Consider the following 21743-nt stretch of genomic DNA (forward strand, 5'->3'; position numbering starts at 1 on the left):
CGAGCGGCCCTGACACGCCTCTGTCACGCCGCTGACACGGCAACTGACACGGTGATGTGCGGCATCACCGCAGGTCAGCGGCGTTCGGCGCCCGCAGTCGCGTCCCCGTCCCCGCCCGCAGCCCCGTCCCCGGCCTCGGCCCCGCTCCCGTTACGGATCAGGTCGACGACCTCGGCCGTGGGGCGGACGTCGCCGAAGCTGCGGTAGACCACGCGGAGGCTGGCGTTGTGGGCCTCGTCGGTGCCGCCCGCGCAGGCGTCGGCGACCATGATCACCCGGTAGCCCAGCTGGGCCGCGTCGCGGGCGGTGCCCTCCACACACACGCCGGTGACGGTGCCGCAGAGCACGACGGTGGTGATCTCGCGTTGTCGCAGCAGCGCGCCGAGTTCGCTGCTGCCCGGGAAGAGCGCGCTGGTCGCCGTCTTCTCCATCAGCACGTCGCGCTTCTCGTCCACGGCCAGGTCGGGCCAGAGGCGTTCGGGCAGTGGGCCGGTGCCGCCGGAGGTGCGGAAATTCTCGGCGGCGACGGGTCCGTAGAACTCCTCGCGGACCGGCAGCGCGCCGCCCCCACCGGGCAGCACCCACACCACGCTGCCGCCCGCCTCGCGCAGCTCGTCGGCGAGCCGGTTGACCTGGGGCACGACGCCACGGAAGTAGGACCCGTCGAAGAACGGCACCATGTCGACCACCACCAGCGCGGTGCGCTGCGGGTCGAGGTGGGTGAACGCGTGGCGGCGTCCGCGCCGTTGCTCGTGCCGCCGGTACTCGTACGGGTCGATCCGCCATTGGTGCAGGTGCGGTTCGATGTCGAAGTCGGTCACGGGCCCTCCTCTGACGCGCGACGGCGCGGCACCGCCATCGGGGTGTTGGGTTCCCGGATCCGGAGGAAGTAGTCACCCCGTGCGGTGACCGACCCGCGGCCCGCGCTGCGCCTTCGTTGAACTCCAGCCCGCCTAAAGGTCTTTGGCGTACACCCGAAAACGCGATGGGCACCACCGTCAGGACGCCAGGAGGGGCACGCGATGGAAGAGTTCTTCGAGTACGCCGTGCGGACGGAACGCCCCGGACGTCGCCCGCATGTCGTCGAGTTCAGCCGGTTCCACGGCGACGCCGAAGCCTACCGGCGGCACGAGGCGGCGCAGTGGGGTGACGAACGGGTCCACCTGCTCACCCGGTTGGTGCGTCGCACGCCCTGGCAGCAGGCGACGAACGTACCCGCGGTGCCGGTCGCCGTCGTGGCCGGCGGCTGAGACGTGGGCTGAGACGTTGGCTCGGGCTCAGCGCACGTCCACGTCGACCACCCACAGGACGGCCATGAACGGGCAGATGGCGCCCGGGCCGGGAACGCACCTGCGGACGGCGGTGATCCGCCCCGTCCCGGGGCCGGTGGCGTGGAACAGCGCCTCCGCGTCGCCACTGGGTGACGTGGTCCCGACCGACTGCGCCAGCACGTCGGCGGACGACGACATCGGCGTGCTCCAGGCCCAGGTGTCGTTCTCGCCCCGGGCCCCGCTCAGGCGGACCTCGATCACGTCGCCGCTGGTCACGTCCACCGTCCGTCCACTGTCGGCGTTGGTCAGCACCACGGCGGCGACGGTGGGGGCGGCGCCGACGGAGGCACGGACGTCCGGCCGGTGGGCCGCGACAGCGTCCGAGGTGACGGTCAGTGTGAGCGCGGTGGCGGCCAGTGCCGCGACGGTGGCGAGCTTCTTCACATCATCCCCAACGAGAGGGTGTACGGATTCGTCACCGCAATGCCTCGGCGTACGCATGTGCGGCTGCGAGATCGCCGCTGTCGGGCCGCGTCCTGTTGATACCACCGATGAGCCTGAAGGGCAGCCAGGTGTCGTAGCCACGGCAGGAGAAGGCGTCCGCCACCGTGAAGCCCTTCTGTTCGAGCCGCCGTGCCAGCGGACGGGTGAACGGCCGGAACGGCGGCTCGGGCAGACCGCTGGTGGCGAACACGAACGCCCTGCCGTGCCCACCCACGGGGAGCTCTCCGGCGAACCGGCGCAGGCTCGGATGGAACCTGCCCGAGAAGATCCCGGAACCGAGACCCACAAGGTCGTAGGCGGCCAGCTCGGCCGGATCGATCTCCTCGGGCTGGACCACGGGGGCGGACAGGACCTTGCCCATGACCTCGGCGATCCGCTTCGTGTTCCCGTGCGACACGGACGCGCAGACGATGACGGCCTTCATGACGAGCTCCTCGCACTTCGGACTCCCGCGTGACGTTGCGACATTGCGATGCTGTGACGCGTCACGCGCGGCGCCGCCGTGTCGGCCACGCCCGAAAGGTGGACAGGATGCGGCCGCAGGATGTGACATCGCGCGGAAGGTCGAGCACCGGTCGGCGCAGAGGAGCAGGTCACAGCCCGGAGCCGGACCAGTCCACCGACTGGGGCGGCACGTTGGGCGAGCCGACGTTCAGTTGGATGTCCTCGTGCGGCTGGAGCGTGATGTCGCGCGGGTTGCCCGAGTACTGCTTGCCGTTGACGTAGGCGGTGACGGGGCCCTTGGCCGGGCCCACCTGGTCCGTCGAGAGCGGCTGGCCCCAGATGTCGAAGAATTGACCCAGCGTGTACTTCGCCTCGGTCGGCGACTCGACGTGGATGATGCCGTCGGACACGTGGGTGTGCAGCCAGTAGTAGCAGTTGCTCGCGGAGACGAACGTGCCGCCGTTGGCGGCCTGCGGCACGGGCTGCACCACGCCGATGCCGTACGGGACGGAGCGCAGCTGCCCGTTCACGTACACGGCGAGGTGGGTGTGGATGTGGTAGGCGACCTGTTCGCTCGCGTCGCAGGAGATGCCGTCCACGGGCTTTCCGCTCGCTGCGGAGCTGATGGAGGCCAGCGCCGGGCCGCTCTCCACCGTGATGCCCTCGGGGCCGCGGTTGGAGGTCGTCGACGACTTCGGGAAGTTCAGCACGATGACCACGACGACGGCGGCCGCCACGATCACCGCTCCCACGATCAGCAGCAGGCGCCGTCGACGTTCGGCCTGGCGGGCCGCAGCCTGCTGGGCCGCTATCTTGGCCCGGCGGCTCTGGCGGCCAGGTTCGTCACCGTCCCTCGCCATACCCACTCCCGGTGGTGTCCGACGTCGCGCACCTCACTCCACACTCCAGCGTGGACGCCCCACCGAGGGCACGCCACCCGAGCCGGGCGGGACGGGCCTCGCGATCCGGCCTCAGGGGTGGGTCGGCAGGTGGAACAGCTGCTGGAAGATCAGCATGGCGACCTTGTCGGCCGGGGCCGATCCGTCGGGGGACTGGTTGAGGTCCAGCAGCACGACCACGGTGGCCTTGAGCGCCGGATCGTAGGCCTCGAAGCTGTTGTAGCCCGGAATCTGGCCGTCATGGCCGAGGAAGCCCAGGAAGTCGACGATGCCCAGGCCGTAGCCGGGACCGTTGGGGGAGGTCCGGACGAAGGTCAGCCGCTCCCGCTGCAGCTCGGGGCTGAGCAGCGTCCCCTCGGCCAGTGCGGGCGCCCAGTACAGCATGTCGTGGACGTCGGAGTAGGCCTCGCCCGCCGCCCAGGTCCACGACGGGCTGGCGGTGGTGACGTCGTCGGGGACGCCCGCGGACCAGTCCGCCCAGGCGGCGTCCTTGCCGGTCAGCATCGGCGCCGTGAGGCTCGCCACGTTGGAGACGGCGAGGTATCCGTGCGAGTAGGGGCGCGGCAGCTCCGTGCCGTTCGGCATCCCGGTCCCGTCCATGCCGAGCGGACGGGTGATGCGCTGCTGGAACTCGTAGGCGAGCGGGTGGTGGGTGAGCTGCTCGATGATCAGGCCCAGCAGGACGTAGTTGGTGTTCGAGTAGTGGAATCCGCGGCCCGGGTCGAAGTAGGAGCGGTGACGGAACGCGATCCGCAGCAGTTGGTCCGGCGTCCACCGCGTTTGCGGCGCCTGGTCCAGCACGCGGTTGATGCCCAGGTCCTCGCTGTAGTTGTAGAGGCCGCTGGTCATGTTGAGCAGCTGACGGACCGTCATGTTCGGTCCGTCGGGCACGTCGTGGCGGAAGCGGCTGACCTTGTCGTCGAGCGTCAGCAGATGCTCCTGCACCAGCTGGAGGATCACGGTCGCTGTGAAGGTCTTGGTGATGCTGCCCACCCGGAAGTGGTCGGCCGGGTCCATCGGCCGTCCCGTGGCGAGGTCGGAGGTGCCGAGCGCCTTGATCCAGGTGCCCGAGCCGGGCGTGCTGACGGCGATGACGCCGCCGGGGACGCGGAGCCGCTGCAGCTCCGCGACGAGTTCGGGCGTCAGCGTGGCGGCGTAGGACGGCTCGCTGCGGACCTGCCGCAGGCCGGCTGTTGCCGGGGTTGCCGGGGCGGGCGTCGCCAGGGCCAGCGGCAGCAGTGTGGCTCCGGCCGCAAGCAGGGCACCGAACCGGCGGCGTGCGAAGGCCGGACGAGCGAAAGTCGGACGAGCGAAGACTGAGCGAAGGGGCATGGTCGCCTTCCTTGGTCACCCGATCCACTCTCCGGACAGGCTGTTCCTGAGCGGCGTCGGTGCTGTGTCGATGAAACGACCGCAGTGCGACTCGCTCGGCGGGTTGCTCCAGCAGTGGGCGTGTCCGCGTAACTGGTCCAGACCTCATATATTGGTCCAGACCTTGACAACAGTGCTGGTCCAGCCCCACATTGACGATGTCTCAGTGCAGAGCGGCGCCGCCTGCATCACTCTCCACCCGTTATGTCAACGTCGGCTTACCTCACGTTCCCCCAGACGAAGGTGACGAGATGCGAAGACTGGGAGCGATGCTTCCCGCGACGGCTGTCGCGACGCTGCTCACGGCGGGCACCCTGGTGCTGACCGCCGGCACCGGGCACGCCTCCACCACGGCGGCGCTCGGCAGCAACTGGTACGGCTCCGCGCCGTACTACTACACGCTCGACTCCAGCGCCCCGGACCTGGGCCAGGTGATGTCCGCGACCGGACAGAAGGCGTTCGAGCTGGCCTTCGTCCTGGCCCCCAACGGCGGCGGCTGCACGCCGACCTGGGACGGCACGGACCCGGTGTCCTCCGACACCCAGGTCGCCGCGGTCGTCAACGAGGTCCGCGCCGACGGCGGGGACGTCTCCGTCTCGGCGGGCGGCTACGGCGGCACCAAGCTCGGCCAGGAGTGCGGCACCCCGGCGGCCACCGCCGCCGCGTACCAACAGGTCATCAGCGCCTACGGGTTGCACGCGATCGACTTCGACCTGGAGGAGCCGGAGATCGAGAACTCCACGGCGATCAACAACGAGTTGGGCGCCGCGCAGATCCTCCAGGCGAACAACCCGGGGCTGTACGTCTCGGTGACGATCCCGTCGACCACGTCCGGTGCCAACTACTTCGGGCAGCAACTGCTCGACAACGCGAAGACGCTCGGCTTCACCCCGGACAACTACTCCATCATGCCCTTCGACGGGGGCTTCTCCGGTGCGGCCAGCCAGATCACTGCGCTCCAGGACTTCAACACCCAGCTGACGAACACCTTCGGCTGGAGCTCGGCGACGGCGTACGCGCACGAGGGTGTCTCCGGCATGAACGGCCGGACGGACAGCGCCGAGTACTTCTACCAGTCCGACTTCCAGACGGTGTTGAACTTCGCGGAGTCCAACGGCATGTCCCGGTACACGTTCTGGGACGTCAACCGCGACCGCGAGTGCAACCCGCCGAACAACAACGGCAACCTGTCCGGTGAGTGCAGCAGCGTCACCCAGAACGCCTACGACTTCACCAAGTACACGGCCGAGTTCGCGGGCGCGACCCCGCCCACCCCCTCGCCGACCCCCACCCCGACGGCGACGCCCACACCTACACCTACTCCCACCTCCACGTCGACCTCCGGCGGAGGCGGTAGCTGCGCGGCGGCGTGGAGTGCCTCGACCGCGTACACCGCCGGCCAGCAGGTCTCGTACAACGGCCACAACTGGACCGCGAACCAGTGGAACGACGACGAGGCCCCCGGCGGCCCGTCCGGCGCCTGGAACGATGACGGCACCTGCTGACCTGCCGGAATGGCAATGCTGACGCGCCGCCCGGTGACCTCACCGGGCGGCGCGTTGCACGTCAGCGGGCGGAGAGCTCGAGGCCCCCTCAGGATCGGGAACGGCCAGGAAGCGGCCCCGGCTGCTGCCGCGTGGCACTCGGCAGACGCCGATCCTGTCGGACTCCCGGCGTAGCCTGCGATCCATGACCAAAGTGCTGTGGCACATCACCATGTCCCTGGACGGCTTCATCGCCGCGCCCAACGACGACATGGCCTGGATCGCCGACTACGTCGGGCCGAACCCGGCCGTGACCGAGGTGATGAGCCGGATCGGCGCCCTGCTCATCGGCGCCCGCACCTACCGGATCGCCAGGGCGGAAGGCGGCAGGCCCTACGGCGGGGCCTGGACCGGCCCGCAGGTGGTGCTCACCCACGCCGCGCCCGAGGCGGCAGCCCCCGGGTTCACCTTCGTCGACGGTGTCGAAAAGGCGGTCGCGGCGGCCAGATCCGCGGCCGCACCGGGCAAGGACGTGGTGGTCCTCGGCGCGAACGCCGCACGGCAGTGCCTTGACGCGGGCCTGCTGGACGAAGTGCTCGTCCACAGCGTGCCGCTGTTGCTCGGCGACGGAGTCCGCATGTTCGAACGCCCCGGCGGCGCGGGCATCCAGCTCGATCCGATCAGCGTGACGCAGGCGGGAGCCGTCACAAATCTCCTCGCCCGCATCCGAAGCTAGGTGTGCCATCTCGTGAGATTGGTGCCAGTTGGCCGACTGCGCATGCGAGCTGTCCATGCAACGGGGGAGCTATGGGCGCCGGTAGTGGCCCGCCTGCGGCTGGGTCAGCGGAGCAATCTGCCCGGGAATGTGCGCTGTTCGCCCGTGGGCAGCTCGACTACCAGTGCGTCTGGACTGCGCCAGAAGCGGCAGCCGGCGGGGATGAACACAGGATGCTCCAGCTCGAACCACCCAATGCGGCTCGCAAGGAGGAGTCGCGGAGCGACCGGACGTGAACCCTCGAATTCCACAGGCTCATTCTGGCGGAGGGTCAGCGCAGCGGGTAGGCGCTGAGCTTGGGAAATGAATCCAAGCGCGGTCGGTTGCGACATGTGATGTCGCATCTGCTAGGGGGATGCAAGATTGATCCTTGCAAGTGCCAGCTCTGAAGAGTGATTGCATGGGTATCTGCGTCCACCCATGGGTACCACTTCGGCAACCTTCGGTCGTCCGGTTGTAGGGAGTGGTTCTGTGAGCAGATCCGACGCGTCCGCGCTTGCGCCGACCCACCCGTCCGTGCGGTTGCACGGGCTGCTCGACGCGCCTAGCGAGGTGACGGTCACTCAGTTGCGTGAGCTGCCCGTGAGCCGGGTCGAGGCGCGGTTCGACTGCCTCGGGAGTGGGGAGCAGCGGCACCGGTTCGAAGGGCCGCGGTTGTGGGACGTGGTGCGGGCGGCGCGGCCGGTGGTGGATCTGCGGGGGCGCAAGGCGCGGCTGAGGTTCCTGCTGGCGGTGACCGGGGCGGACGGGCACTGCGCCGTCGTGTCCTGGGCGGAGATCGACCCGGACTTCGGTGGGCAGCAGATCCTGCTGGCCACCAGCGTCGACGGGACGCCGCTCGACGAGCACGGGCCGCAGCTGGTGGTGCCCGGGGATCACAGTGGGGCGCGCTACATCAGCGGGATCACCGACGTGTGGGTGGGTCCCTTCGAGCGGTGAGCCGTTGCGGCGGTGAGCCGTAGGAGGCTCCTGATCCCGTAGGCTCGGCGGATGGCGAAGTACTTCGACGTGCATCCGCAGAATCCGCAGTCGCGCATCCTCGACAACGTGGTCGACCTGGTCCGGGGCGGGGCGCTCGTCGCCTATCCGACGGACTCGTGTTTCGCGCTCGGATGTCAGCTCGGCAACCGTGACGGGATCGCCCGGATCCGGACGATCCGTCAGCTCGACGATCGTCACCACTTCACGCTGGTGTGCGAGAACTTCGCCCAGCTGGGTCAGTTCGTGCATGTCGACAACCGCGTGTTCCGCGCGATCAAGGCGGCGACGCCCGGGAGTTACACGTTCATCCTGCCCGCGACCAACGAGGTGCCGAAGCAGCTGCTGCACCCGAAGAAGAAGACGGTCGGCGTGCGGATCCCGGACCACGTCGTCACCCAGGCGCTGCTGGCGGAGCTGGGCGAGCCGCTGCTTTCCAGCACCCTGCTGCTGCCCGGCGAGGAGGAGCCGATGACGCAGGGCTGGGAGATCAAGGAGCGGCTCGACCACGTGGTCGACGCGGTGCTGGACTCCGGGGACTGCGGCACCGAGCCGACCACGGTCGTCGACTTCTCCGGCGGGGACGCCGAGATCGTGCGCCGGGGCGCGGGCGACCCCGCGCGGTTCGAGTAGCGCGCGTCAGGACCCGGCCGCCTGGCGACCCGGCAGCATGGCGAGTGCCTGTGACCGCTGGGCGACCAGCTCGTCGTAGGTGCCGTCGCGTTCGGCCCGGCGGTGCATCAGCACGCCCTTGACCAGGATCTCGTGTGGCGTGGGGTCGGCCTGGAGCAGGTCCATCACATCGGCGGCGTAGTCGTCCAGGTCCAGCGCGCGGGGGTTGAGCTCGGCCTGCTCGGGCGTGGTGGCGACGGCTGGCGGGACCAGCTCGGCGACCTCGACACCCGTGCCGAGCAGCTGCGCCCGCAGCGCCTCGGAGTAGGCGTGCACACCGGCCTTCGTCGCGGCGTAGGTGGGCATCGGCGGGAACGGCAGGAACGCGATGCCGGAGGTGACCGTGATGATCGTTCCGGTGCCGCGCGCGATCAGGTGCGGGGTGAACGCGTCGACGACGCGGATGGTCCCGAGCAGGTTGGTGTCGACCGTCCGCTGCGCGGCCTCGAAGTGGGCGGGATCGCGCAGGTCCTCCAGGAGCATGACGCCGGACATCGTCATGACGGTGTCGAGGTCCGGATGGTCGGCGAGGATCGTGTCGCGGGCCCGGTCGACGCTCTCCTGGTCGGTCACGTCGAGGGGAACGGTGGCGAAACCCTCGGCGGCGAGCCCGTCGAGCAGGTCGGTACGGCGACCGCCGATGACGACGGTGCTGCCCGCGGCGCGGAAGCGGCGGGCGAGTTCGAGTCCGATTCCCGAGGTGGAACCGGCGATGAAGATGGTGCGGTCGGAGATGTCCATGGCTTCAGCGTCGACCGGTACGCCCGCGGCAACCAGTGCCCCCGCTGTCCGGGGTCCTGACAGGGCCCCTCTCAGACCGTCGGTTCGTACGGAACCGGACCTACGATGGGGCCATGAGCGAGGACGACCGCGTCAGCCTGCTCGGCGAGTACCTCCGTGCCCGGCGGGCGCTGGTCACGCCCGAGCAGGCGGGGATCCCGGCGGGCACCAACCGGCGCGTCCCCGGGCTGCGCCGCGAGGAGGTCGCCATGCTCGCGGGCATCAGCGCCGACTACTACCTGCGGCTGGAGCGGGGCCGGGACAAGAACCCCTCGGCGCAGGTCCTGGAAGCGCTCGCGCGGGTGCTGCAGCTCGACGACCTCGAACGCGAGTACCTGCTCGACCTGGGCCTGGCCGGCTCACGCCCGAGGCGACGCCCGCGTCGGAAGCCCGAACGCGTGCCCGCGCGGCTGCACCAGCTGCTCTCGGCGGTGCAGGTCCCCGCGTTCGTCGAGGGGCGCGCGTTCGACGTGCTGGCCTCCAACCGGCTCGCGGTCGTGTTCAACCCGCGCCTCCAGCCCGGTCAGAACCGGCTCCGCTCGCTGATGCTCGACCCCGAGGAGCAGGCGTTCCAGCAGGACTGGGTGCGGTCCTCGGAGGGGTTCGTCGCCGCCTTCAGGAAGTCCGTCGGCGACGACATCGACAACCCGCGCTTCGTGGAACTGGTGGGTGAACTCGCCCTGGCGAGCGAACGGTTCCGCACGCTCTGGGCGCGCCACGACGTCCGGGGCCTGGACGGCGGCACCACCACGGTGAACCACCCCGTCGTCGGCGAGCTGCAGCTGCACCGGGAGAAACTCCCGGTCGAGGGCGTGCTCCTGGTCCTCTACTACGCCGACGAGGGCAGCGAGAGCGACGAGAAGCTCCGCTTGCTCGCCTCCATGGCCTCCGTCCCCTCCACAGCCTCCACAGCCTCCACGTCCACCGACACGGCGGCTCGTACGCTGGGGACATGACGGTTCTTCAGCTGGACGACATCGGCGCCGTCGTGGAGGACCTTCCGGCGCCGTCGGGCCGGCCCAGCGGATCGGCTGACGCCTGAGCCACCGGGTCGAGCCGCCGGGCCGAGCGACGGAACCGTGCTCCGCGCTACGGTGCGGGCTGGGGCTGGGTGACGCAGTGGATGCCGCCGCCCTGGTTGCCGAGGTTGTCGATGTTGAGCTGGACGACGGTCCGGCCGGGGAAGGCGCTCTGCAGCACGGACTTGGCGTTGGCGTCGGCGGTGGTGTCGCCGAACTGCGCGGAGATGACCGCGCCGTTGCAGACGTAGTAGTTGGCGTAGGAGTCGACGAAGTCGGCGCTGGTGGCGCGGATCAGGTTGTAGTCCGGCGACTCCAGCGCGGTGACCGCGATCGCCGCGCCCTGCGCGTCGGTGGCCGCCGACAGCGTGCCGTACTGCTGCTGCTCGTCGTTGGACCAGATGTCCGGCGGGTCGGCGGGGTTGGGGGTCTGGACGAGGCCGCCGCCGGGGGAGAGGAAGCGGGACGTGGCGTCGACGTGGTCGTCGGTGATGTCCTGGCCGCTGATGCCGGTGAACCAGATGACCTCGGACGCGCCGTAGGCGGCGCACATGGCCTGCTCGATCTGGGCCTGCGTCAGGCCGGGGTTGCGGTTGGAGTTGATGATGCTGCTGCGGGTCGCCATCAGCGTGCCCGCGCCGTCGGCCTCGATCGCGCCGCCCTCGCTGACCAGCCCGGCGGCGGTGAAGTCGACGCCGAGGTAGGCGGCGACCCGCTGGGCGACCAGGGCGTCGTGGGCGTGGGTCTGCTTGTTGCCCCAGCCGTTGAAGTTCAGACCGACCGCGTCCAGGCCGCCCGCTCCGTTCGTGCGGAAGACCGGGCCGGAGTCGCGCATCCAGCAGTCGTCGATCGGGATGGTCCCGATCACGGTCACGTGCGGGTTGGTGCAGGCCCGCTTCGCCGCCGCGACGCTGGCGGAGTTGGCGAGCAGGTAGACCGGCTCGTACGTGGCGATGGTGTTGGCGATACGCGCGATGTCCGTCTGCATGCCCGCGAGCTTGCGGCCGTAGATGGCGGTGCTGTCGGGCCAGGCCATCCAGGTCCGGGTGTGCGGGACGCTGTCGAGCGGGACGGCGAACGTGCCGGTGGCTGCGGACCGCGGGTTCCGGGCGCGGACGCCGGGTGCGGCGGTCGCGGCGCGGGCCGTTCCGGCGAGGCCGGTGGCGACCCAGGCGGCGCCGGCCGCGGTCAGTCCGGTGGCGGCGAGGAAGCGGCGCCGGTCGAGCGGGCGGGCGTGGGGTGTGCTCACGGGCGATGTGCCCCCGGGCGGTGTACTCACGGGGTCGTGCGGGCCGTCTGCTCTGCCGTGCTGGTCCATCCCAGGCCTCCCTTGGTCGGGGCGCGCAGTTGCGCGGCTGACCGGGAAGCTATAACTAACCATGCGCTCGGTCAATAAAGCGCGCAAGAGTGGGTTCGGCCCACCCCGTCGGTCGGCGTGGCTAAGGTGGGCGAGTGGCGACGGAAGCAGGCGGAGACGTGGAAGACAGCGCACCTCAGGGGGCCAGGAGCGCAGGCGCGGAGGTCCGCGCCGCCCGCAAGCCGCGGGTGTCGGCGAAGGGCGAGCAGACCCGGGCCCGGCTGATCGCCGCCGCACGGAGCCTGCTCGCCGGGACGGACGACGTCCCGTTCACCACCCGCAACGTCTCGGCGCTCGCCGGGGTGACGCACGGGATGTGCCACTACCACTTCAAGGACCGCAGCGACCTGATCGTCGCCGTCGTCGCGGACATCCGCCCGGAGTGGATCACGCCGATGGAGGAGGCGGTCGCCGAGCCCGGCACCTTCGCCGAGCGTACCGAGCGCGTGATCGCGCTGCTCGCACAGCCGGAGGCGGCGGACCTGGCGCGGATGCACTCGGCGCTGCACTGGTTCTCGCTGACCGACGACCGGGTGCGGGTCGCCGTCGAGGCGGAGTACGGGCGTTGGCGCGAATGCTTCGTGGGCCTCTTCCGGGTGCTGGCGCTCGAACGCGCCGAGCGTGGTGGGAAAGCAGGCGTGGTGGACGCGTTGACGCTCGGTGAGGCGCTGGCCGCAGCGGCGGACGGACTCGCCGCCATCCAGTCCCTCGGGTCGGAGGTGGACGCGCAGGCGGTGGTGCGGGCGCTGGTCCACGGCCTGGCCGCCGGCGCGGACCGGCTGGCTTCGGCCACCTGACGGACCGTCAAGCAGTGGGCGGCGGTGCCGTATCCGACGCCCGCGCCGCCTTCTCCGCAGCGTGGGCGCGGCGTTCGGCGCGTACGCCCAGCGCCACGGTGACGGCGAGGCTGGCGGCGATGATCGCCTCGGCCCAGAAGAAGGCGACGTAGTCCATCAGCGAGCCGATGGGCGGGCTGCCCGGTGCCGCGTTGCGCAGTCCGACCAGGGCGAACAGGGTCGCGGCCATCCAGCCGAGCGCGGGCCAGACCAGCCCCTGTCGCCTGCGGACGAGGACCTCGGCGCCGCCGAGCACCGCAAGCGCGAGTGCCCACATGGCGAGCATCATGAACCACGCGAGGATGAACGTCCCGCGCGAGCGGCCGACCCGGGCGTCCAGCCGGGCCGCCTGGCCCGCCGAGGCGCTCTTGGTGGGACGCACGACGAAGAACGGGTCGGAGTCGCTGAACGTGATGGCCAGCGGCACGGGTCGGCCGTCCACGGTGGCGATCCAACCTGCCGACAGGTCGTAGTGGTCGAACGGGTAGTCCGTCGACGTGCCGTCGTAGAGTCCGGCGCTGACCACCTGGAGCGGGGCGGGCTCGCCGGAGATGGTGTGGAAGGTGGTGGTGGTCAGCGAGACGGTGGTGATCTCGACGTTCTTGGTGAAGACGAGCGAGTCCGGCTCCGCCGCGAGGCTGCCGTGCGGGATCGCGGTGACCGACAGCGAGAGCTCCAGGGCCGAGGTGTCCACGCCCTGGCTGGTGATGTCGAGTTCGACCCAGTCGGGGGCGGACGGGTTGCCGACGACGGTGACCTGCTGACGGCTGCTGCGCTCGTTGAGGTACAGGCCCACGCCCGCGCCGCAGAGCAGCGCCACGACCAACGCCAGGACCAGCGGATTCCGGAACGGACGCAGCACTCGCCAGCGGGAGGGCCGACCGCCGACCGCCTTCACGACGCGGACGCCTCGGGCGACGCTTCGCTCGACGCGGCGTCCGCCGCCGGGTCCGAGGGGGCCGAGGCGTCGGAGGACGCAGCCGAGGCCGAGGAGGAGCAGCCGGTCAGGGCGGCGGCAGCGGCGCGTCCCGCTCCGGTGCGGAGCAGGGTGCGACGGTTCAGGCCCGGCTGGAGCATGGCGTCCCGATCGGTGGTGACGGGTATTCAGGTGTTCAGGCGCTTTGCACCATTATCTCCGCACGGACAGCGGTCACAGCGCTCGGCGCGCGGCGGCGATGAGCTTGGGGTTCCAGCCCGGGCGCGGGACGGAGTCCAGCAGCAGCCGGGTGTAGGCGTGCTGCGGGTCGGCGAGGACGTCGGCGGTGCGGCCCGCCTCGACGATCCGGCCGTGTCGCATCACCACGACCTCGTCGGTGACGCAGCGGACCACCCCGAGGTCGTGGGTGATGAAGAGGTAGCCGATCCCGGTGTCCCGGCGGATGTCACCCAGCAGGTTGAGGATCTGCGCCTGCACCGAGACGTCCAGCGCCGCCACCGCCTCGTCCAGCGCCAGGACGGCCGGTTCGACCGCCAACGCGCGGGCGATGGCCACGCGTTGGCGCTGGCCGCCGGAGAGCTGCCGGGGGAGGGCTGCGGCTTCCCGCGCGCCGAGGCCGACCTGGTCGAGCAGCTCGCCCACCCGGCGGTCGTGGTCGGCCCTCCTCTCGGGGAAGTGCAGCCGCAGCGTCTCGCGCAGCACGCCGCCGACGGGCACTCGCGGATCGAGGGAGAGGAACGGGTCCTGGAAGACCATCTGCACCTCACGGGCGCGTTCCAGTCGCGTCGAGCGGCCGTGTCCCGCCGGGCCGGACCGGTCCTGGCCCCAGACCAGGACGCGGCCCGCGTCGGCGCGTTCGAGTCCGACGATGATCCGCGCGGTCGTCGTCTTGCCGGAACCGGACTCCCCGACGATCCCCAGCGATCCGCCCCGAGCCAGGTGGAAGGAGACGTCGTGGACCGCCTGGACGCTGCCGAAGCTCCGGTGCAGGCCGGTGATGTCGAGCACCGGGTCGCCGCCGGCGCTGTCGGCGCTGTCGGCGGGCAGGGCGCCGGCCGCAGTGGTGTCAGTCATGGAGGGCGCTTTCTGCGAGCTGGTCGGCGAGCCGGTCGCTGTGGTGGCAGGCGACGAGCCGGGACGGTTCGTCCGGCACCGGCAGGTGGGGCGGCAGGTCCTCGGTGCACACCTGGGTGGCGAAGGGGCAGCGCGCGGCGAACAGACAGCCCGTCAGCTCCTCGCGCAGGCTGGGCGGTTGGCCCTGGATCGCGGCCAGCCGCCCGGCCGGAGCGTCGAGACGGGGGGTCGAGCGCAGCAGCGCGGCCGTGTAGGGGTGGCGGGGCTGTTCGAACAGCGCCTCGGCCGGACCGGTCTCGGCGATCCGGCCCGCGTACATCACGTAGACGCGGTCGCTGATGGCGGCGGCCAGGCCCAGGTCGTGGGTGACGAAAAGCAGACCGGTGCCGAACCGTTCGCGCAGGTCGTCCAGGAGGCCGACGACCTCGGCCTGGGTGGTCACGTCCAGCGCGGTGGTGGGCTCGTCCGCCAGGATCAGTGCCGGGTCGCCCATCAACGCGGCGGCGATCATGACGCGTTGCAGCATCCCGCCGGACAGCTGCCCCGGGTACTGCCGCAGCACCCGGTCGGTCAGACCGACCGCTTCGAGCATCCGCACGGCGCGCTCGGTCGCGTCCGCGTCCGGGGTCCCGGCGTTCAGGCGCAGGCTCTCGGTGAGGAAGTCGCCGACGCGACGCAGCGGGTTGATGGCGGCCCGAGGGTCCTGGAAGATCATGGCCGCCGTGTGGGTGCGCAGCCGCCGCAACTGCTTCGCGTCCATCGTCAGCACGTCCTCGCCCTGGACGGCCACGGTGCCCTCGGTCGTCGCGCCCGGAGGCAGCAGCCGCAGCACACTGCGCGAGGTGAGACTCTTGCCGGAGCCCGACTCGCCGACCAGCGCCACGGTCTCCCGCGCGCCGACGGTGAGATCGACCCCGGCCAGCACCGGGCGTGCGGCACCGGGGAGTTGCAGCCGCAGCCCACGGACGTCCAACGTGAACTCAGGTGTTTTCGCTGGTGTGGTGGTCATCGGTCCCTCCGGGCGACCTGGTCGGCCCAGCGTTCGCCGACGACGTTGAAGGCGACGACGGTCAGCACGATCGCGGCGCACGGCAGGATCGCCGAGAGCGGGTAGCCGGACTGGATGGCGCTCTCGCCGTCGAAGACCATCCGCCCCCAGTCGGGCGTCAGCGCGGGCACGCCGAGACCGAGGAAGGAGAGGCCGGCCAGGTCGATCAGGGCGTAGCCGAAGTTGATGGTGGACTGCGCCAGCACCACCGGTGCGATGTTGGGCAGCACATGGCGCAGGCAGATCTGCAGCCCGGAGTGCCCCTGCACCCGATACGCCTCCACGTACGGCCGTTTACGCTCGGCCAGCACCAACGAGCGGGTGAGACGGCTGACATAGGGCAGGTAGGCCACGCCCAGCGCGACGACCGGCGCGATCAGCCCCTCCCCGTAGATCGAGACGATCAGGATCGCCAGCAGCAACCCCGGGAAGGCGAAGACGAGTTCGGTCGTGCGCGAGAGCAGCGAGTCCAGCCAGCCGCCGCGCCATCCCGCCGTGACGCCGACGACGACGCCCACGACGGTGGAGAAGACGACCACGCCCAGCGGTCCGAGCAGCGAGGTGCGGGCGCCGGTGATCAGCCGCGACGCGGTGTCGCGTCCGGAGCCGTCGACGCCGAGCGGATGGCTGGCGGACGGTCCGGCCAGCGCGTTGCCGAGGTCCACGGCATTGGGGTCGTGCGGGGAGAGCCACGGCGCGAGCAGTGCCAGCAGCACGACGACGGCGAGGAAGCCCAGGCAGAGCAGGTAGAGCCAGGGGCGGCCCGTCCTGTTCCGGGACAGCCGGAGCCGGGCCAGCCCCGGTCGGCGGACGAGTGCGGTGGTCATCCGGTCGCTCCTCTCGCGCCGAGGGCGACCCGGGGGTCGACCAGTGGGAGCAGCAGGTCGACGACGAAGTTCACGAGCATGAAGATCCCGACGATGATCAGCGAGATGGCCTGGACGACGGGGAAGTCCTTCGTGGTCGTCGACAGGTCGAGCAACTGCCCGATGCCGTCGACGCTGAAGGCCGTCTCCACCAGGACGGTGCAGATGAGCAGGGTGGAGACGATCAGGCCGCCCATGGTCAGCACGGTGCCGAGGGTGTTGCGGAAGACATGACGGTGAATCACCTGACGCTCGGTCACGCCCCGGCTGCGGGCCACGGTGACGTGCTCGTGGCCCATCGCCTCCAGCATCGCGCTGCGGGTGACCCGGGCCAGCATGCCGATCAGGTAGAGCGCCAACGCCAGTGCGGGAAGCGTGAGATGCCAGAGCATCGAGCCGAACCCGCTACCACTGCCGCCACTCGGGAACCAGCCCAGCTCGACCGAGAAGAGCCCCTGCAGCAGCACGGCCGCCACGAACGAGGGCGTGCCGACGGCGAAGGTGGTGCCGACCAGGATCGCTCCGTCGGTCGCGCCGCCGCGCACCGCGCCGATCCAGCCGAGCGCCAGGCCGACGGCCACGACCAGCACCAGCGCCAGGCCCACCAGCAGCAGCGTGCTGGGCAAGCGGGCGCCGATCAGCGTCGAGACCGGCGTCCGGTACTCGATGGAGCGGCCGAAGTCGCCGTGCAGCACCTGGCCGAGCCAGCGCAGATACTGCTGCCAGAACGGGTCGTTGAGGTGGTACTGATCGTTGATCGCCTGGTACGCCGCGGGGGAGGCGGAGCGTCCGGAGAGCAGGAAGCTCGCCGGGTTCCCCGGGGCCAGGTACATGGCTCCGAAGATCAGGAACGAGGCGGCGAGCAGGGTCGCGGCCATCTCCGCCAGGCGTCGCAGGGCGAAGCGGGTGAACGTCATCCCGCAGCCCCGATGTCGGCGGCCCACGGGTAGTACAGGTAGGAGATGGTGGTGGGCGCGCCCGTGATCCGCTTGTTCAGGAAGACCGCGGTGGGCCAGTTCGCCACCGGGATCCACAGGTTCTGCTGCACCGCCAGTTGCTGCAACTTCGCCTCGACCGCCAGGCGCTGGGCGGTCTTGTCGGTGCCCGTGGCCTGCCGGACCAGCTTGTCGTAGGCGGGACTGCTGTAGCCCGCGTAGTTCTGGTAGTTGCCCGTCTCGAAGTTGGAGAGCAGGTCCATCGGGTCGGTGATGGACAGGTAGTACGTCTCGGGGAACATGTCGATGCCCTGGCGCGCCTTGGGGTCGGTGAACAGTGCCGAGAAGGCGTCCGGGGCGATCGTCCTCACCTGGACGTTCAGCCCGATCTCGGTCCCGGCCGCCTGCACGGCGGTCGCCAGCAGCGAGACGTCCTGACCGATCGCGCTGGTGGCGATCGTCACCGTCTTGCCCGTCGCCCCGGCCTCCTTGACCAGCTCCTTGGCCTTGGCCAGGTCGGGCGTCGTCGAGGGCAGCGAGTCGAAGGCGGCCCGCAGCGTCGCCGGGTCGGCCCCCGCCCAGGAGGCCTTGTCCGTCAGCGCGTCGGTGGCCTGGCCGTTGCCCGCCAGCCCTTGCTTGACGAAGCCCGACCGGTCCAGCGCCAGCGACAGCGCCTGCCGCACCCGGGCATCACCGAGCACGCCCTTCATGTTGGTGACGTTGACGTTGACGGTGCTCAGGCTCTCGCCGAAGTAGAGGGTGCCCACCCCGCTGTCGCGCAGCCGTTGGTAGCTCTCGGTCGGGATCAGGTAGCCGCCGTCGACCGCGCCGGTGAGCATGGCGTTGGTCCGGGCCGAGGGGTCGGTCAGGAACTCGAACGTCACCTTGGCGGACTTGGCCGGGGTTCCCCAGTAGTCGGCGAACCGGTCCAACTCGATGGACTGGCCCTTGTTCCAGGCCCCGAGCTTGAACGGCCCGGTGCAGTCGAGGCTGCCGGTGCCCCAGTTCGCCCCGGCCGCCTTGATGCCCTTCTCGCTGGCCACCACGCCGGCGGCCGTGGCCATGTACTGCGGAAAGAGGGCGTCCGGCGTCCTCAGTTTCACCGTCACCTGGAGCGGCCCGGTGCTGGTGATCGAGGCGACGTTCTGGAAGACGCCCGCCCAGGCCGCGCCGACCTTCGGGTCCGTCTGCCGGTCCAGGCTGTAGACGACGTCGTCGGCCGTCATCACGCTGCCGTCGTGGAAGTGCACGTTCGGGCGCAGGTCGTAGACCCAGGTGGTCGGGTTCGGGTGCAGCGCCTGCTGCGCCAGGCCCGGGACCTCCTTGAGCTGCGGCGTCCACTTCATCAGGCTCTCGCAGACGTTGGACAGGATGGTGTTCGACGGGTAGTCGAAGGCCATCGCGTAATCCAGGGTCAGCGGCTCCGCGTACGAGGCCCAGGTGAACGAGGCGAGGTCGCCCTTGGGGAGCGGCGTCCGGGCCGACAGCGCGAAGGCGCTCGCAGGCAGGCCCGTTCCGGTGCTGGGCGGGCCGGAGCAGGCGGCGACCAGTCCGAGCGCGGCGGCGCCCGCCACGACGGCTGCGGCGCGGCGCCTGCTGCGGCGCCCGGTGCGGCGCCCGGTTGTGGGGCGGTCCGATCTGCCGGACGGGGGCTGGGGTTGGGGCATCGGAGCTCTCTTCCATCTTCCGGCCCACCGGGGAAGGCGGCGGGGGGAGGTCAGCGGCCATGGGTGACGGAGCGTGCCAGCGTGAGAGGGACGACCTGAGGGACGGCTTGAGGGACGACTTGAGGTATGACCTGACACACGGTCAGGCGCGGGGAACCTGTTGGGTGATGCAGTGGATGCCGCCGCCGCCCCAGGCGACGCCGGAGGTGGGGACGCCGACCACCTTGCGGTCGGGGAAGGCGGAGGCGAGGACGGCCAGCGCGCCCTTGTCCTCCTCGGGAACGCCGCCGACGGGGACCACGACGCCGCCGTTGGCGAGGTAGAAGTTCAGGTAGCCGACCTCGGTCCGGCGGCCGTCGACCTCGACGAAGACGCTCTGCGGCAGGTCGACGATCTCCAGCCGGCGGCCCTTGGCGTCCACGACGCGCTCCAGCACCGCGCGGTTGGCGCGCATCCGCTCGTGGTCGGGGTGCTCCGGGTCGCTGGGCAGCTGGACCACGACCTTGCCGGGCGCGACGAAGGCGCAGACGCCGTCCACGTGGCCGTCGGTCTCGGTGTCCTCCAGGCCGCCGTAGGGGAGCCAGATGATCGTGGTGACGCCGAGCATCGCTTTGAGCTCGTCCTCGATCTGCTCGCGGCTCAGGCCGGGGTTGCGGTTGGGGTGGAGCAGGCACTGCTCGGTGGTGATCAGCGTGCCCTCGCCGTCCACCGTGATCGCGCCGCCTTCGAGGATCATCCCGGAGGGGAGGCGCGGGACCTCGAAGTGCTCCAGCAACAGGGCGGAGACGCGGTCGTCGGCGTCGCACGGGTGGTGCTTGCCGCCCCACGCGTTGAAGCGGAAGTCGACGCCCGCGCGTCCGCCCTTCCCGTCGAGGACGAAGATCGGGCCGGAGTCGCGGAACCAGGAGTCGTCGATGGGCATCTCGATCACCTCGACACCGTCGCCGCACAGCTCGGCGGCGTGCTTGCCCTGGCCGGGCAGGGCGACCATGGTGACGGGCTCGAACTCGGCTATCGCGCGGGCCACCGCGGCGTACTCGCACCGGACGTCGTCCAGCACCGCGCCCCACAGGTCCAGGCGGGTGGGCCAGGCCATCAGACAGCGCTCGTGCTCGGCCCACTCGGCCGGCATACGGAAGGACACGGGGATCTCCTCAGGGTGCGGGAGGCGGGTTGGGTGCCCCGAATCATCCATCGAACTGAAACTTCAGTCAATACAGCGTCGCCGAGCAAATTCGACCCCAACAAACAGTGGAAATTCGGGCATTACGCTGCACGAAGGCGCAGAGATCCGAATGCGACGACGCGCTCGGGGCCGTGGATCACGCCTGGAGGGGGTCGGTCGGTGCAAGGTACTGAAGAACTGGTCAGCTTTCTCGTGCGGTGGCGTAGTCTCTCCGTCTGTGTCAGACCGTCGAACCGAGATCCTGAGAGCCGCGACCCGAGTGATCGCCCGCCGCGGAGTGCGCGGACTGCGCGTGGGCGAGCTGGCCGCCGAGGCGGGCGTCTCGACGTCCTTGATCTACTACCACTTCGTCGACCGCGCCGGGATCCTGCGCCGGACGCTGGAGTACATCAACGACCGCGCCGACCGCTATACCGCCGAGCGCGGCGCGGAGGAGCTCGATCCCCGCGCCGACCTGGAGCAGGCCCTGCTGCTGGAGCTCCAGGACACCGCGGAGGTGCGCGAGAACAGCACGGCCTGGGGCGAGTTGCGTGCCAGCGCGATCTTCGAACCGGACCTGCGCGAGGCGCTCGCCAAGGCCACCCTGACCTGGATCCACGAGACCGCCGAGCTGATCGGCCGGGTCCGCCCGCAGGGCACCGCCCCGGCCCATGCCGCAGCCGCCGAGCGGCTCACCTCGCTGCTGGAGGGCCTGAGCATGCGCTGGCTCAGCGGCTCGCTCCCCATCGAGCACGCCCGCCGCCTGCTCGCGGAGGCGATAGCCGTCGAGCTGGACGCCATTGGGTCGGAGGCCCTTTCCCTGGGAGGCAGCGCCCCGGAGGTCGGCGTCCCGGAGGCCGTCGCCGACTCGGACCGACAGAGCTTGACTGAATTTTCAGTCGATGCCACTGTGAAGGCATGAACGAACCGCGCTCCCTGTTCGGCCGCCTCTTCGGCGGGGCACAGCGGCCCGCCGCACGGATGCCGGCGGAGCAGCGGGGGAGGGTGCAGGCCGACGACGTCCCGCACGCCCGTACGTGGATGTCCTGGCCCGCGTCCCGGTCGATCTGAACCTCCACCTCGTCAACGGTGCGGTCATCACGGCCCAGTTCGGCGACGCTTTCGTCTCCTCCTACATCAACTTCTTCGTCGCCAACGGGGCCGTCTTCATGCCCAAGTTCGGCGACACGGACGCCGACGCGAACGCGCAGCAGATCATGCGCGACCACTTCCCGAACCGTGACGTCGTCGCGCTGAACATCGACAACATCGCCTCGGGCGGCGGCGGCATCGACTGCTCGACCCACGACCAGCCCGGCACCCCGGCCCAGTCCTGATCCCGATTCCCCTTCGGCTTCCCCTTTAGCGAGGCATCCGCACATGCGACTCACCCCCACGGAGAAGGACCGGCTGCTGCTCTTCACGGCAGCCCAACTCGCCCGCTCCCGCCAAGCACGCGGCCTGCGGCTGAATGTGCCGGAGGCGACGGCGTTGATTGCGGACACGGTGTGTGAGGCGGCTCGGGACGGGCGGCGGTTGGCGGAGGCGATCGAGGCCGGGCGCAGTGTGTTGTCGGCCGGGGATGTGTTGCCGGGTGTGGTGGATGTGGTGACGACGCTTCAGGTGGAGGCGGTGTTCGAGGACGGGACGCGGTTGTGTGT

General features: G+C 70.6%; 25 protein-coding genes and 1 pseudogene. 11 read left to right on the top strand and 15 right to left on the bottom strand.

The window, feature by feature from the left end; translation table 11 throughout:
• Window positions 1-74: 74 nt before the first annotated feature.
• Window positions 75-821: an isochorismatase family protein gene (locus ABH928_RS29735; RefSeq protein ID WP_370071729.1), complete on the bottom strand. Its 747-nt coding sequence runs from the start codon at window positions 819-821 to the stop codon at window positions 75-77.
• Between the two features lie 201 nt (window positions 822-1022).
• On the opposite strand from ABH928_RS29735, the gene ABH928_RS29740 reads away from it, so the two are divergent.
• Window positions 1023-1250 (top strand): hypothetical protein, encoded by a 228-nt coding sequence (locus ABH928_RS29740; RefSeq protein WP_370071730.1) that lies wholly within the window; start codon window positions 1023-1025, stop codon window positions 1248-1250.
• 27 nt (window positions 1251-1277) lie between these two features.
• Here ABH928_RS29740 and ABH928_RS29745 read toward each other — a convergent pair whose 3' ends face one another.
• The 4 genes from ABH928_RS29745 to ABH928_RS29760 form a co-directional block, all read right to left on the bottom strand.
• Window positions 1278-1715, bottom strand: coding sequence for a hypothetical protein (locus ABH928_RS29745; RefSeq protein ID WP_370071731.1), 438 nt, complete (start codon window positions 1713-1715; stop codon window positions 1278-1280).
• Between the two features lie 31 nt (window positions 1716-1746).
• Entirely contained in the window at window positions 1747-2199 is a 453-nt protein-coding gene (locus ABH928_RS29750) for a flavodoxin family protein (RefSeq protein WP_370071732.1), read from the bottom strand.
• Between the two features lie 169 nt (window positions 2200-2368).
• Window positions 2369-3079, bottom strand: coding sequence for a hypothetical protein (locus ABH928_RS29755; protein WP_370071733.1), 711 nt, complete (start codon window positions 3077-3079; stop codon window positions 2369-2371).
• A 111-nt stretch (window positions 3080-3190) separates the two neighbouring features.
• Window positions 3191-4450 (bottom strand): serine hydrolase domain-containing protein, encoded by a 1260-nt coding sequence (locus ABH928_RS29760; RefSeq protein ID WP_370071734.1) that lies wholly within the window; start codon window positions 4448-4450, stop codon window positions 3191-3193.
• Between the two features lie 290 nt (window positions 4451-4740).
• Here ABH928_RS29760 and ABH928_RS29765 point away from each other — a divergent pair, with 290 nt between their 5' ends.
• The 4 genes from ABH928_RS29765 (at window position 4741) to ABH928_RS29780 (ending at window position 8359) form a co-directional block, all read left to right on the top strand.
• Window positions 4741-5994, top strand: coding sequence for a chitinase (locus ABH928_RS29765; protein ID WP_370071735.1), 1254 nt, complete (start codon window positions 4741-4743; stop codon window positions 5992-5994).
• Between the two features lie 184 nt (window positions 5995-6178).
• A complete protein-coding gene (locus tag ABH928_RS29770) occupies window positions 6179-6709 on the top strand; it encodes a dihydrofolate reductase family protein (protein ID WP_370071736.1) in 531 nt (176 codons plus the stop codon).
• A gap of 510 nt (window positions 6710-7219) precedes the next feature.
• Entirely contained in the window at window positions 7220-7687 is a 468-nt protein-coding gene (locus ABH928_RS29775; RefSeq protein WP_370071737.1) for a molybdopterin-dependent oxidoreductase, read from the top strand.
• Window positions 7688-7738: 51 nt separating this feature from the next.
• On the top strand, window positions 7739-8359 hold the full coding sequence (locus ABH928_RS29780; RefSeq protein ID WP_370071738.1) for an L-threonylcarbamoyladenylate synthase: 621 nt from the start codon (window positions 7739-7741) through the stop codon (window positions 8357-8359).
• A 6-nt stretch (window positions 8360-8365) separates the two neighbouring features.
• Here ABH928_RS29780 and ABH928_RS29785 read toward each other — a convergent pair whose 3' ends face one another.
• Window positions 8366-9139 carry an SDR family oxidoreductase gene (locus ABH928_RS29785; RefSeq protein WP_370071739.1) on the bottom strand — a complete coding sequence of 258 codons (774 nt, stop codon included), beginning with the start codon at window positions 9137-9139 and terminating at the stop codon, window positions 8366-8368.
• A 113-nt stretch (window positions 9140-9252) separates the two neighbouring features.
• Here ABH928_RS29785 and ABH928_RS29790 point away from each other — a divergent pair, with 113 nt between their 5' ends.
• A complete protein-coding gene (locus ABH928_RS29790; protein ID WP_370071740.1) occupies window positions 9253-10134 on the top strand; it encodes a helix-turn-helix transcriptional regulator in 882 nt (293 codons plus the stop codon).
• A gap of 133 nt (window positions 10135-10267) precedes the next feature.
• Here ABH928_RS29790 and ABH928_RS29795 read toward each other — a convergent pair whose 3' ends face one another.
• Window positions 10268-11446 carry an agmatine/peptidylarginine deiminase gene (locus ABH928_RS29795; RefSeq protein ID WP_370071741.1) on the bottom strand — a complete coding sequence of 393 codons (1179 nt, stop codon included), beginning with the start codon at window positions 11444-11446 and terminating at the stop codon, window positions 10268-10270.
• A gap of 203 nt (window positions 11447-11649) precedes the next feature.
• On the opposite strand from ABH928_RS29795, the gene ABH928_RS29800 reads away from it, so the two are divergent.
• Complete coding sequence (locus ABH928_RS29800; RefSeq protein WP_370071742.1) at window positions 11650-12351, top strand: hypothetical protein; 702 nt, start codon at window positions 11650-11652, stop codon at window positions 12349-12351.
• 7 nt (window positions 12352-12358) lie between these two features.
• On the opposite strand, the gene ABH928_RS29805 is transcribed toward ABH928_RS29800, so the two are convergent.
• From ABH928_RS29805 to ABH928_RS29840, 8 genes are all read right to left on the bottom strand, one after another.
• Entirely contained in the window at window positions 12359-13288 is a 930-nt protein-coding gene (locus ABH928_RS29805; RefSeq protein WP_370071743.1) for a DUF4436 family protein, read from the bottom strand.
• The gene (locus tag ABH928_RS29810; RefSeq protein WP_370071744.1) at window positions 13285-13467 is read right to left on the bottom strand and encodes a hypothetical protein; all 183 of its coding nucleotides are present in this window, start codon (window positions 13465-13467) and stop codon (window positions 13285-13287) included. Before ABH928_RS29810 ends, ABH928_RS29805 begins: the two co-directional genes overlap by 4 nt.
• Window positions 13468-13540: 73 nt before the next feature.
• Window positions 13541-14401, bottom strand: a complete 861-nt coding sequence (locus ABH928_RS29815) for an ABC transporter ATP-binding protein (protein WP_370071745.1) — start codon at window positions 14399-14401, stop codon at window positions 13541-13543.
• The gene (locus ABH928_RS29820; RefSeq protein ID WP_370071746.1) at window positions 14394-15410 is read right to left on the bottom strand and encodes an ABC transporter ATP-binding protein; all 1017 of its coding nucleotides are present in this window, start codon (window positions 15408-15410) and stop codon (window positions 14394-14396) included. Before ABH928_RS29820 ends, ABH928_RS29815 begins: the two co-directional genes overlap by 8 nt.
• Entirely contained in the window at window positions 15407-16276 is an 870-nt protein-coding gene (locus tag ABH928_RS29825) for an ABC transporter permease (protein WP_370071747.1), read from the bottom strand. Before ABH928_RS29825 ends, ABH928_RS29820 begins: the two co-directional genes overlap by 4 nt.
• Window positions 16273-17232, bottom strand: a complete 960-nt coding sequence (locus ABH928_RS29830; protein ID WP_370071748.1) for an ABC transporter permease — start codon at window positions 17230-17232, stop codon at window positions 16273-16275. Before ABH928_RS29830 ends, ABH928_RS29825 begins: the two co-directional genes overlap by 4 nt.
• A complete protein-coding gene (locus tag ABH928_RS29835) occupies window positions 17229-18917 on the bottom strand; it encodes an ABC transporter substrate-binding protein (protein ID WP_370071749.1) in 1689 nt (562 codons plus the stop codon). The genes ABH928_RS29830 and ABH928_RS29835 overlap by 4 nt, the downstream gene beginning before the upstream one ends.
• Before the next feature lie 142 nt (window positions 18918-19059).
• The gene (locus ABH928_RS29840; protein WP_370071750.1) at window positions 19060-20061 is read right to left on the bottom strand and encodes an agmatine/peptidylarginine deiminase; all 1002 of its coding nucleotides are present in this window, start codon (window positions 20059-20061) and stop codon (window positions 19060-19062) included.
• A 259-nt stretch (window positions 20062-20320) separates the two neighbouring features.
• Between ABH928_RS29840 and ABH928_RS29845 the strand changes: the two are divergent.
• From ABH928_RS29845 to ureA, 4 genes and pseudogenes are all read left to right on the top strand, one after another.
• Window positions 20321-20884 (top strand): annotated as a pseudogene (locus ABH928_RS29845) (TetR/AcrR family transcriptional regulator); the annotation flags it as partial.
• A 116-nt stretch (window positions 20885-21000) separates the two neighbouring features.
• Entirely contained in the window at window positions 21001-21153 is a 153-nt protein-coding gene (locus ABH928_RS29850) for a hypothetical protein (protein WP_370071751.1), read from the top strand.
• Window positions 21120-21419, top strand: a complete 300-nt coding sequence (locus tag ABH928_RS29855; RefSeq protein WP_370071752.1) for an agmatine deiminase family protein — start codon at window positions 21120-21122, stop codon at window positions 21417-21419. The genes ABH928_RS29850 and ABH928_RS29855 overlap by 34 nt, the downstream gene beginning before the upstream one ends.
• Window positions 21420-21462: 43 nt before the next feature.
• Window positions 21463-21743 (top strand): urease subunit gamma (gene ureA / locus ABH928_RS29860; protein WP_370071753.1); only part of this gene is annotated, 281 nt, incomplete at its 3' end.

The organism is Streptacidiphilus sp. MAP5-3, from assembly GCF_041262505.1.
Taxonomy (GTDB): domain Bacteria; phylum Actinomycetota; class Actinomycetes; order Streptomycetales; family Streptomycetaceae; genus Streptacidiphilus.